Genomic DNA, 12,091 nt, shown 5'->3' with positions numbered 1-12,091 from the left:
GACGATCAACGACCACCGCACCTGCTCCGTCAATTCCCCGAGAGGCCCCCATGTCTTCCTCTTCCCTGCCGCTCAGTCGGCGCCGACTGCTGGCGGCGGCCGGCGCCGCCACGGCCTTCGGCCTGCTGCGGTTCGCCCCCGAGGCCGCCGCGACCGACGGTCCCGGAAGCTACACCGCGAGCTGGTCCTCGGTGGACCAGCACCCGCCGGCCCCGGCCTGGTTCCAGGACGCCAAGTTCGGCATCTACTACCACTGGGGCGTCTTCAGCGTTCCCGCGTTCGGGAACGAGTGGTATCCGCGCAACATGTACATCGGCGGCTCGGCCGAGAACAGACACCACATCGCCACCTACGGCGACCCCTCGGTCTGGCCGTACAACAACTTCATCGACGGCGCCCGCGACAAGACCGGCAACTACGTGCAGTTCGCCCCCAAACCGGTCTCCCAGGGCGGCAAGTGGGACCCGGACGCCTGGGCGAAGCTGTTCAAGGCCGCCGGCGCCAGGTTCGCCGGGCCGGTCGCCGAGCACCACGACGGCTTCTCCATGTGGAACAGCCGCTCCAACCCGTGGAACTCGGTCCGGCACGGTCCAAGGCTCGACCTGGTGGGTCTCCAGGCGCAGGCCATCCGCGGGCAGGGGCTGAAGTTCATGGCTTCGCTGCACCACGCCTACCACTTCAACGGCTACTACGACCACGTGCCGTCACAGTCGGACCCGGCACTCCGCGTCCTCTTTGCCCAGCAGGGCTCGGCCGCGGAGAACAAGCTCTGGTACGACAAGCTGATCGAGATCATCGACGGCTACCAGCCGGATCTGGTCTGGCAGGACTTCGACCTGAACCTGGTGCAGGAGTCCTACCGGCTCGAGTTCCTCGCGCACTACTACAACCAGGCGGTCTCGTGGAACACGGACGTGGTCGCGACGTACAAGGACGGCCTCAACAACAAGGGTGAGGTCTTCGACTTCGAGCGCGGCGGCCCGGCAGGGCTGCTCACCCCCTACTGGCTGACCGACGACAGCGTCTCCTCCTCCAGCTGGTGCTACACGGAGGGCATCGGCTACTACTCGACACAGGCACTGCTGCACTCGCTGATCGACCGGGTCAGCAAGGGCGGCAGCATGCTGCTGAACATCGCCCCGATGTCCGACGGCACCATCCCCTCCGGGCAGCGGTCCATCCTGCTCGCCATGGGCGACTGGCTCGGCCGCTTCGGAGAGGCGGTCTACTCCACCCGCTCCTGGGCCAGTTACGGCGAGGGCCCCACCAAGATGGGCGGCGGCTCGTTCAGCGGACCGGTGGCCGGCAAACCGCAGGACGTCCGGTTCACCCGCAGCCGGGACAACAAGGTTCTCTACGCCACCGCGCTGGGCTGGCAGGGCGGCACCATGACCATCACGACACTGAACTCGAACCAGATCAACCTCAGCAGCCTGACCGGCGCCAAACTGCTGAACAACACCGCCGGCGCCTACATCGACCTGCCCGCACCGGTCCAGGACGCCTCCGGCCTGCACCTCACCATGCCCTCGTCCAACCCACCGTTCAGCGCCCTGGCGTACACGGTCAAGCTCACCTTCTCCGGTGAGATCCCCGTCCTGGGCGCGCCGGGCGGCTCGACGACCTGGGTGAAGATCGCCAACGTGACCAGCGGACTGGCACTCGACAGCGGGGGCGACGTCGCCTCCGGGTCCAACCTCAAGCAGTGGAACTACGACGGGAGCACCAACCTGCACTGGCAGCTGATCGACCTCGGCAACGGCTACTACCGCATCATGAACCGCACCAACGGCATGGCCGCCGACAGCTGGGGTGACTCCGCCAACGGCGCTCCCGCCCGCCAGGAGGTCTGGAACGGCGGCAACAACCAGCAGTGGTCGCTGGGCAGCCTCGGTGGCAACCGCTACCAGATCATCAATCGGGGCACCGGTACCGCCCTCGACGGCGGTGGCAGCACCACGGTCGGCTCGACCACGGTGATGTGGACTCCGAACTCCAGCACCAACAACGAATGGACCATCACCGGCGTGTGACCCACCCCAATCGAACCTCCCGCGCGTACGGCGCGAGGTGGCCGAGCCCGCGAGCTTGGCGTCCTGCGCCCCGTACGTACACGGCTTCAGCCTGCCGACGCCGGGTGTGACGGTAAGGCGGTCGACGAGGGTGGTGGACGAACCGCCGGTCACCGTCCCCTTGTTGACGCCACCCCAGTCCGGTCCTTGGCGAGCCGGACCGCCCCCGAGCCGCAGGCAGGGGTTTTGGCTCGCCTCGGCAGGTTGTAGACGGGCTGTGCCCCACCGGCTGCCCTTCGTGGCCGGAGGAATCGCCTACCTGACCGCTCCACTCGATCTCCCGCACCCAGGCGTGCACACGGTCCCCGAAGACCTTCTTCGGGACGCCCGCGAAGGCGATGTGGCCCTCGCCGGCGGACCCCCGAAGAGCGGACCCCCGAAGAGCAGCCGGGCCTGCCGCTTGTTCTCATCCAGCGTGGCGACGCCCTGCATGGTGCAGTTCTCCATCCGGCCGGGGCCGGAGGTGTGGCAGTTGAAGGCGTACTCGTTGATGTTGACCGGGAGCCGGGTGCCCTCCTTGCCGGTGTCCTGCGTTCGTGCCAGGTGAGCGGCTCGGCCATCCCGACGCGGCACCCCGGCGCCATCTCCTCGCGCCGCCGATTTGGTGCTGGCGTACTGATCGCACAGCGCGGTGTCCGCGTGTGCGGGTAACGCTGAGGTCAGCGGGGTGCACAGGGACGACAGTGCGGTCAGCGGTGCCAGCGTTCCGTTCCTCGTCGCCGAGGCCGCCGGTATCCCCGTCGGCGTACACCTTCAACCGCGCCATGTTGCCGTGCCCTACCCCTTGACGTACGACCGACGACAGTTGTGCAATCGATTCCGTCATCGATTGCACAAGGAGTGTGCCATGAGTCCAATGGATCTGCGGGGCCTCGTCCCCGCCCCCGTCACCGCATTCACCGCCGACGGCGAGGTGGACCACGCGGCCAACGCCGATCTCGCGCGTTGGCTAGTCTCCGTGCAGGGCGTGAAGGGGCTGGTGTGTCTGGGGCATGCCGGCGAAGGTACGTACCTGACGCCGGAGGAGCAGGTCACGCTCATCCGCACGCTCGTCGACGCAGTCGATGGTCGGGTGCCGATCATCGCGGGAATTACCACCGAGGGCACGAAGACCGCGGCCCTGGAGGCGAAGCGAGCGGCGGACGCCGGGGCGATCGGCGCGCTGGTATACCCCTCGCACGGCTGGCTGCGTTTCGGTTTCCAGAAGGGTGCGCCACAGGAGCGCTACCGAGCCATCCACGAGGAGTCCGGCCTACAGAACATCCTCTTCCAGTACCCGGACGCCACCAAGGCCAGTTACGACCTGGAGACCCAACTGGAGATCGCCGCCCAGCCCGGCACCGTCGCCACCAAGAACGGCGTGCGCAACATGCGCCGCTGGGACACGGAGATCCCGGTCCTGCGCGAGCAGTTCCCCGACTTGCAGATCCTCACCTGCCACGACGAATACCTGCTGCACACCATGTTCGACGTCGACGGCGCCCTGGTCGGCTACGGCGGCCTCGCCCCCGAGCCGCTGGTCGAGCTCATCGCCGCGGGCAAGGCCAAGGACTATGCCAAGGCTCGGGAGATCCACAACCGGCTACTGCCGGTGACCAAGGCCGTCTACCACCGCGGATCCCACATGGAGGGCACCGTCGCGCTCAAGATCGGACTGAAGGCCCGCGGGGTCCTGAGGGACGTCACCGTGCGCCAGCCGCTCCAGCCGCTCGGCGAGCGGGCCGCCGCCGAGATCGAGTTCGCACTGAAGCAGGCCCAGCTCATCTGACCGGCGCTCCACCCCCTGCCCGGCCGAGTCCGCTCCCCATCGCTCGGTCGCAGGGGCCCATGGCCCCCGCCCGGCCGGAGCCTCTCCGTCGGGCCTGGCAGGATCGGCAGCAGGAGCTGCCGATCCTGTGTCCCCATCCGCCGGCCCGCACCGCCCTCCGCGGCCGGCATCCCCTCACCGGCGAGGAACGACAGACATGACAACCTTTGTCGCCGACGGAGGAGCAGCGAAGGCCGCGAACGCCGCGCTGGTAGCCCGCCTCGAACGACTTCCCGTCACACGCCGCCTGACCCTGATCCGAGTCATCGTCGGCAGCGCCACCTTCTTCGACGCCTACACCGTCCTTGCCATTGCGTTCGCCATGCCACAACTGGTGGACGAGTGGAACCTCAGTTCCTCCCAGGTCGGCTTGATCCTCTCGGCCGGATACCTGGGCCAGCTCGTCGGCGCACTCGTCTTCGGAGCACTGGCGGAGAAGATCGGCCGCCTGCACACCCTGCTCATCACCATCGTGCTGTTCGTCTCGATGGACATCGCGTGCCTCTTCGCCTGGAGCGGCACATCCATGATGATCTTCCGATTCGTGCAGGGCGTCGGCACCGGAGGCGAGGTACCGGTGGCCAGCGCCTATATCAACGAATTCATCGGGGCCCGCAAGCGCGGCCGCTTCTTCCTCATGTACGAGGTCATCTTCCCCGCCGGCCTGATGTTCGCCGGGATCGCCGCCTACTTCCTGGCCCCGGTGTTCGGCTGGAGGGCCCTGTTCGTCGTCGGTCTCATCCCCTCCATCCTGGCCATCCCGCTGCGCTGGCTGATGCCCGAGTCCCCCCGCTGGCTCGCTGCCAAGGGACGCCACGAGGAAGCCGAGACCGTCGTACGGAAACTGGAGGCCGACGCCACCAAACAGGGCCTGCCGCTGCCCGAGCCGGTCGTCCGCCCGGTGGACACGTTGTCCGCGGCCCGGTCGGACTGGCGCGAGCTCTTCAAAGGCATCTACCTCAAGCGGACCCTCATGATCTGGGTCCTGTGGGTGTGTGTCTACATGATCAACAACGGCCTGGTGACCTGGCTGCCCACCCTCTACAAGCAGGTCTTCCACCTCCCTCTGGAGACCAGCCTCGCCTATGGCTGGATCACCTCGGGCGTGGGTGTCGTCGCCTCCGTCATCTGCGCGCTGCTGATCGACAAGGTCGGCCGCAAGCGGTGGTACGCCGTCGCCTTCTTCGTCACCACCGTGCCGCTCCTCGTCCTCACGGCCCTGGGCGCCACCGCCGCGACCCAGGTCGTCGTCCTCGCCCCCATCGCCTACGCGATCTTGCAGACCATCGCCTTCTCCCTGTACCTCTACTCCGCCGAGCTGTACCCCACCCGACTGCGCGCGATCGGCACCGGCTTCGGCAGTGCGTGGCTGCGGGCGGGGTCGTCCATCGGTCCGCTGATGGTGGGCTGGATCGTCGCGGACTTCGGCATCCGCTATGTGTTCACCGCCTTCGCCGCCGTGGCACTCATCGGCGGCCTGGTCACAACGGTCTTCGCCATCGAAACCAAGGGCAGGGTCCTGGAGGAACTGTCACCCTGAGCAATCGCCACGCCGCCCTGTGCCGCCCACGGGGCGGCACAGGAGCATCCGCCGAAAGTCGCGCACACCCTTTTGTGCAATCGTTTTCTCTCCGGGTTGCGCTGTAGATAGGCTTGTCGTGTCGAGGAGCCGACGGAGGGGACACCAGGACGATGGACAGGCCCGAGACCGGGGACTCCGCGCCCGCGGCCAACGGGGGCAAACCGCCGACCATCGCCGACGTGGCACGGACCGCAGGCGTCAGCCCCTCCACGGTGTCACGCGCCCTCAACCGCGAGCACCGCTTCTACCGCAGCCCGTCCGCCGCGCGGATCCGTGAGGTCGCCGACGCCATCGGCTACGCGCCCAACCCGGTGGCGTCCAACCTCCGCCGTCAACAGACCAATACCATCGGCGTGCTGGTACCCCGGCTCACCGACACCGTGATGGCCATGCTCTACGAGGAGATCGCCACCGCCGGCCTCAAACGCGGGTATCACACCCTCGTCGCCACCACACACGATGACCCTGCCCGCGAACACGAGAGCGGCGACGTCCTGCTCCAGCGCCGCGTCGACGGCCTGATCCTCACCACCGCCCGTACCGACGGCGGCTTCTGCCAGGAACTGGCGGACAAGGGCGTGGCGCACGTCCTGGCGCTGCGGGCCCACGGCGGCAGCCCGGCCGCGGTGGGCGACGACCGCCTGGGCGGCTATCTCGCCACCCGCCACCTCATCGACCTCGGCCACCGGCACATCGCCCTGGTCGCGGGCCCTGCCTATGCCTCGAGCGCGCTGGGCCGCCGCGCCGGCTACGAGGACGCGCTGCGGGAAGCCGGTCTCCCTGCCGACGAACAGTTGATCCTGCCCTCCAGTTTCAGCATGGAAAGCGGCGAGACCGCGGGCCGCCAGCTGCTCGACCTCACACCGAGGCCGACAGCGGTCTTCGCGGTCAACGACAACACGGCCATCGGTGTCCTCTCGGCTGTCCAGCGCGCGGGCCTGCGCGTCCCCGACGACCTCTCGGTGGTGGGCTACAACGACATCCCTCTGGCCGCCCGTCTGCCCGTACCGCTGACGACGGTCCGCGTCCCCTTCGATGCCATCGCCACGGCAGCCGTCGACCAACTCATCGGCCTCGTCACCGGAGCACCCGCCGAAACCCGAACCTTCGCCCCCACCCTCATCCCCCGCCGTACCACCGGGCGCGCAGCCTGACCGCCCGCAACGGCCGAATGGGCATCTCGACCGCCGCGCACCGCTGAACTCCGGCTCATGGTCCCGCGCCACGGCCCGGTGGGCTAGGAAGAGGTGGGCCAGGCCGGCAACGCATGCCCGCCCGACAGCGACTGCCCCACAGCGGGCTGACGGTCTCGGGAAGGACTCGAACTCAGCAGGTCAGGCGAACTGCCGAGGTCGCGCAACAGGATCAGAGACCGAAGAACTGCACGGCTGCGGCGGCCATGCCACCCATCGGCAGTTGGTGCCCCGCCCCGGAGACGCTGATGGCTTCCAGCCGCACGGCGCCGTCGGCCCCGGCGAAGCGCTGCCGCGTCCAGCTCGGCTGCGGCTGGTCCGTCGAGGTCGGTGTCTGGCTCAGCCCGAAGACGTCCGTCCACTGCTTGGTCTCTTCCTGCATGAGCTGGAAAGGCACGAGTGTGTCGTTGGTGCCGTGCCACAGCTGCACGCGAGGACGGGGGCCGGAGTAGCCCGGGTACGCCTGCCGGACCAGGTCTCCCCATTCCTGTGCCGTCTTGTGCATGTTCCCACCCACACACTTGCTCGTCCACGGCGGGAAGTCGGCCTCGTTCGCGAAGCAACCGAAGGGGACTCCCATGAACGCCGAGCCGGCCTTGAAGACCTCCGGGTAGTCGGCCAGCAGCGCGCTGGTCTCCATGCCGCCGGACGAGCTGCCGGTGACGAAGACCCGCTGCGGGTCTCCGTCGTAGTGCTGTTCCACATACGACACCATCGAGACGACCGAGACCGGGTCGCTGCCGCCGTTGTGGTGTTTGGAGGCATCGGACCACACGTCGAAGCAATTACTCATCGCTGTCTGCTTCGTGGCGGTCGGGTAGATGACGACGAAGCCGCGCTGATCGGCCAGCGACGCGAACTCGCTGCTCTGGTAGAACCCCGGCCCCGAGCCGCCACAGCCGTGCATGGCGACCACGATCGCCGGCTTGGCCGGACGGGAGTCCGGCACGTACACGTGCATGCGCAGGTTGCCCGGATTGCTGCCGAAGTTGGTCACCTCCGTGAGCGAAGCGGCCGTCGCCTGCGGCGCGAGAACGAGACCGGAGACGAGGAGTGCCAAGGCGCTGGCGACAGCCGCCAGCACGGTTCTGATTGCGGTCATGGTGCAACCACCTCCTAGTGGTCACGAGATTCACTCACAAGGTTAGGCATGTTCATGACGGCCGACCATATTGTGCCCAATGTTGGCTCAAGGCGGGTGCGCGGTGGATCGGCCCATCCGATCCACAGGCCGGGGCTCCCCTGCTGCGCAAGGAGTTCTCCCTGGACAAGGAGGTGGCCGGCGCGCGGGCGTATGTGGCCGGTCTCGGCTTCCACGAGCTGCGCCTCAACGGCGCGAAGGTCGGTGACCGCGTCCTCGCACCTGCGAACACGCCCTACGACCGGCGGGTGCTGTACGACACGTACGACGTGACGAAGGCGCTGCGCAAGGGTGGCAACACCGTGGGACTGTGGCTGGGTCATGGCTACGGGGAGAACTTCAGCCGGTACGGCTTCCGTTGGAATGGCCGACGGCAGGCGATCGCACTGCTGGACGTCACCTTCACCGACGGTACCCGGCGTCGCCTCACCACCGACCCGTCCTGGAAGTGGTCCCTCGGCCCGATCACCGCGGACGATCTGTACGACGGTGAGTCCTACGACGCACGGAAGGAACAGGACGGCTGGGACGAGTCCGGCTTCGACGACCGTTCCTGGGAAAGCGTGTCGGTGGTCGAGGAGCTCAACGCCGACGGCACGCTGGACGCCCCCACCAATCGCGATGCGGCGGCGACCGACACCTTCACCCTGGCGGGAACGGGCCGTCGCGAGACCTATGAGCCGCGCTTCACCTACCACGGCTTCCGCTACCTGGAAGTCACCGGCTTCCCCGGGACGGCGGGCCTCGGGGACGTGCGCGCACGCGTCGTCCACGCGGATGTGCCGTCGACCGGCACCTTCAGCTCCTCCAGCGAGGTTCTCAACCGCATTTGGCACAACAACCGCTGGAGCGTCCTCAACAACTCCATGAGCACGCCCACCGATACCCCGGTGCGCGACGAGCGCACCCCTCCGGCCATGGACGTCCAGGCCTACCGGGACGCCGCGACGCGCGAATTCGGCATGGGGAGCTGCTACGCGAAGTATCTGCGGGACCTGCCGCCGGGCACGGCGCTGCCATCCGACGACGTCAAGGCACAGTAGCCCGATATGGCCGGCGGTCGCAGGCCAACGACGGCATGGGCAGCCCCACCGCCGGGGGCTGCACCAGCGAGGTCTCCCTGGTCAACACCGCCCTCTCCTACCAGCAGGCCCGGGCCGCCGCGAAGGCCGCGGGAGTCCTCGGGGACCGGCAGGACGCGCGCCACTTCGCGTCCCTGGCAGGCCGCATCAAGAACGCGTTCAACGCACGCTTCCATCCCGGCCAACAGCCGCGCGGTGGTACGGGTACCTCTGACTGACAAGGACCACCGCGTCCAAGCCCCCACCGAAGCGAGGAAGACACAGGTCACCGGCCAAGCGGCCGCGTACCGAGTCGGCTCCGGAACCTGGGTGTTCACTGTCCGAGCCCATGGACGGTGAACGGGTCGGCCCTCAGTGGGCCGGCCGTACTGAGGTTTTCCCGGGCCTGCTGGAGCGGTCCGACTCTCACTAGGTGAGGGCCGCTTGCCAGGAGGTGCCGTTGCTGGTGGCGTCGCTTCGCAGGCGGTCGCGGGCGGCGGTGTCGCCGTACAGGCTCCAGCGGAACCAGTCCAGGAAGGTGTTCTTGGTCTGGGCGTAGTACCGGTAGTCCGGGGTCAGGTACTGACCGTGGTCCGCCCCGACGTGAGTGAGGAACGCCTTGGGCGAGGGAAGCTCCGCGTACGCGGCGCGCGCCGAATTGTAGTCGCAGGTCGGGTCGTGATCACCGTGGATGAACAGCACATTGGCGTGGAGGCCGGCGGGGTTGCCCATGTCCACGCAGGCGACCGGGACGGCGGCGACAATGCGGTTGTCCGGCCAGGAGGTGAGAAGGCCGTGGGTGGTCATCCCGCCCATCGAGTGGCCTGACACACCGACACCGGCGCGGGTGTCGATGTGCCCGGCGAACGGGTCGCCCGAGGTGTTGTTGAGAGCCAGTGTCCGGGTGAGGACCTCGGAGACGTCCTTCGACCAGTTGCCGTTGTAGACGCTGCCGATGTTGGTGTTGTCGGAGAACGAGGGGGCGGGGCAGATGAAGCCCGCGGCGGCCAGATCGTGGGTCTGGGAGGAGTAGCAGTCGGAGTTGCACCCCATGCCGTGGCTCCATTCGGCGATGGGGAAGACGCCGTTGGCGATGGGCGCGTTCGGGATGGGATTGCCGCCCGCGTTTCCGGAGGCCGGGTAGAAGATCTTCGTGTTCAGCTGGCGGCTGCCACGCGACCAGTAGAACTGGCGCACGCCGATGGCGAACTGCGCGGTGGGTGCCTGCCGCGGTGAGGCCATCCGCGGTGACAGGGTGCCGGCGGCCGCGCTGCTGCCGAGCAGGGACGTGCCCATGCCCGTGGCCGCGGCCGCGCCGAGGCCCAGTAAGGTACGCCGTCGCATCGACATGGGTGACTCCTTCTTGTTGTAGGGGTGAGCGGGGCACACGGGCGCGGTGCGCCAGCGTGAAAGGGAATCCCGCAGAGGTTGCTCAGGGGGCGGATACGGGCGTCAGTCCGGCGGTGGAACGGCCGCCACCGCCGGAGGCGCGAGCCCAGCGGTAGGGCGAAGTGGCCGCCGTCCAGGGTGGTGATGGCCGTCGCGGTGCGGTGGGCCCGGCATTGTCGCGCCCGAGACGGTGAGGAAGACGCGCCTGTCGATCGTCATGACATGACCTTCCGGCGGCATGTGCGGAAGCGGGGAGCGCGGGCACGGGAGGGGCAGCAGGTGCTCCGATACATCCCATGTCCCTCTAGAGGTCCCATGGGATCTTTGGGGCTGTCAAGAGACTTGACGTCGAACAATACGGGCACCTGCTGCGGAACTCGAGCCGACGGCCCTGTGGCATGGGCGGCGGGAGAGGCCAAACATCACATGTCGCCGACGATTCCGCCCCGCAGGACCACCGCCGGACTGCGGTTTCATCGCGATCTCCACACCCGTTCGGTGTGCGGTCTTGACAGCCTTCGGGGCTCCCCTATCATCCATCTCTGTCCGGTGTTTCGACAGCAGTTCGAGATATCAAACGACCGCTTCTTGTGCCCTACGCCACCAGCTGACCCGCGCCGCGCAGATATGTCATGTTCCTGATCAGACACCCTCCAGGAGGAGACGGTGCAGTCTTCATTGGTTTCCGTGCCGGGCGGTGTGTCCCGTAGCCGGCGCTCGCCCGCCACCTTGGCCACAGGCTCGGCGCTGATGTTGATTGCGTTACTTGTGGCGGTGTTCGGCCGGCCGGCGCCGGCGTCCGCAGCCGCCACCGGCCCCTGTGACATCTACGCGTCGGGCGGCACGCCGTGTGTGGCCGCGCACAGCACGGTGCGGGCGCTCTATGGCTCGTACACCGGCAAGCTTTACCAAGTCAGGCGCTCGTCCGACAACGCGACCCGGGACATCGGCGCCCTGGCGGCAGGCGGCGTCGCCGACGCCGCCGCCCAGGACTCGTTCTGCGCGGGCACCTCATGCGTCATCACCTGGGTCTACGACCAGTCCGGGCACGGCAATAACCTGGGCTACCAGGGGCCGGGCGGAGTCGGTGGCTCCGACACCGCCGCGAACGCGGCGAGTGAATCGCTGACGGTCGGCGGCAACAAGGCCTACTCGCTGTACATCAATCCCAGGAACAGCTACTGGCGTGACGGCCACACGACGGGCGTCCCCACCGGCAGCACGCCTGAGGGCATGTACATGGTGACGAGTGGCACGCACGTCAACGGCGGCTGCTGCTTCGACTACGGCAACAGCGAGACCACCCGCAAGGCCGACGGCCCCGGAGCCATGGACGCGATCAACTTCAGCACGCAGTGCTGGTTCGGCGGATGTTCCGGGAACGGCCCATGGGTCCAGGCAGACCTCGAATGGGGCCTGTACTCCGGGGGCAGTCAGTCCTGGAACCCGAACCAGCGGGCCTTCACCAGCAAGTTCGTCACCGCCACATTGAAGAACAACGGGACGACCCGGTTCGCGATCAAGGGCAGCAACGCGCAGTCCGGAAGCCTGAACACGCTGTACGCCGGCTCCCTCCCCGGTGGCTACAACCCCATGAAGAAGCAGGGGGCCATCATCCTGGGCAGCGGCGGTGACTGCTGCAACGGCAACACCAACCTCAGCGCCGGCACGTTCTACGAGGGAGCCATGGTCTCCGGCTACCCCTCCGACCAGACGGAGAACGCCGTACAGGCCAATATCACCGCGGCCGGGTACCGCTGAACCGCGGCTGTTCCCCGGTCCCGACGACCGCCGCCCTCCTCCGCGACCATCCGGGCCGACAGTCTGCCCGGCATCCGCCTGCCGC

6 protein-coding genes and 3 pseudogenes are annotated in these 12,091 nt (G+C 68.0%); 6 read left to right on the top strand and 3 right to left on the bottom strand.

Going from position 1 to position 12,091, the window contains the following annotated elements:
* Window positions 1-50: 50 nt before the first annotated feature.
* Window positions 51-2,033 carry an alpha-L-fucosidase gene (locus ACJX2R_RS47805; RefSeq protein ID WP_413105254.1) on the top strand — a complete coding sequence of 661 codons (1,983 nt, stop codon included), beginning with the start codon at window positions 51-53 and terminating at the stop codon, window positions 2,031-2,033.
* 280 nt (window positions 2,034-2,313) lie between these two features.
* Here ACJX2R_RS47805 and ACJX2R_RS47800 read toward each other — a convergent pair.
* A pseudogene (locus ACJX2R_RS47800) lies at window positions 2,314-2,597 on the bottom strand (hypothetical protein); the annotation flags it as partial.
* A 322-nt stretch (window positions 2,598-2,919) separates the two neighbouring features.
* Here ACJX2R_RS47800 and ACJX2R_RS47795 point away from each other — a divergent pair.
* The 3 genes from ACJX2R_RS47795 (at window position 2,920) to ACJX2R_RS47785 (ending at window position 6,615) form a co-directional block, all read left to right on the top strand.
* Window positions 2,920-3,840 carry a dihydrodipicolinate synthase family protein gene (locus ACJX2R_RS47795; RefSeq protein WP_413105253.1) on the top strand — a complete coding sequence of 307 codons (921 nt, stop codon included), beginning with the start codon at window positions 2,920-2,922 and terminating at the stop codon, window positions 3,838-3,840.
* 196 nt (window positions 3,841-4,036) lie between these two features.
* Window positions 4,037-5,419 carry an MFS transporter gene (locus ACJX2R_RS47790; protein WP_413105252.1) on the top strand — a complete coding sequence of 461 codons (1,383 nt, stop codon included), beginning with the start codon at window positions 4,037-4,039 and terminating at the stop codon, window positions 5,417-5,419.
* Between the two features lie 152 nt (window positions 5,420-5,571).
* Window positions 5,572-6,615, top strand: coding sequence for a LacI family DNA-binding transcriptional regulator (locus tag ACJX2R_RS47785; protein ID WP_413105251.1), 1,044 nt, complete (start codon window positions 5,572-5,574; stop codon window positions 6,613-6,615).
* A 211-nt stretch (window positions 6,616-6,826) separates the two neighbouring features.
* Here the strand turns inward: ACJX2R_RS47785 and ACJX2R_RS47780 are convergent, their stop codons facing one another.
* Window positions 6,827-7,756 (bottom strand): alpha/beta hydrolase family esterase, encoded by a 930-nt coding sequence (locus tag ACJX2R_RS47780; protein WP_413105250.1) that lies wholly within the window; start codon window positions 7,754-7,756, stop codon window positions 6,827-6,829.
* Window positions 7,757-7,851: 95 nt separating this feature from the next.
* Here ACJX2R_RS47780 and ACJX2R_RS47775 point away from each other — a divergent pair.
* Window positions 7,852-9,050 (top strand): annotated as a pseudogene (locus tag ACJX2R_RS47775) (family 78 glycoside hydrolase catalytic domain); the annotation flags it as partial.
* 235 nt (window positions 9,051-9,285) lie between these two features.
* Here ACJX2R_RS47775 and ACJX2R_RS47770 read toward each other — a convergent pair.
* Complete coding sequence (locus tag ACJX2R_RS47770; protein ID WP_413105249.1) at window positions 9,286-10,206, bottom strand: alpha/beta hydrolase family protein; 921 nt, start codon at window positions 10,204-10,206, stop codon at window positions 9,286-9,288.
* Between the two features lie 852 nt (window positions 10,207-11,058).
* On the opposite strand from ACJX2R_RS47770, the pseudogene ACJX2R_RS47765 reads away from it, so the two are divergent.
* Window positions 11,059-12,006 (top strand): annotated as a pseudogene (locus tag ACJX2R_RS47765) (arabinofuranosidase catalytic domain-containing protein); the annotation flags it as partial.
* Window positions 12,007-12,091: the final 85 nt, after the last annotated feature.

Source organism: Streptomyces sp. Inha503 (genome assembly GCF_047215865.1).
GTDB classification, from domain to species: Bacteria; Actinomycetota; Actinomycetes; order Streptomycetales; family Streptomycetaceae; genus Streptomyces; species Streptomyces lycopersici.
This window is presented reverse-complemented; position numbering and strand designations above follow the sequence as displayed.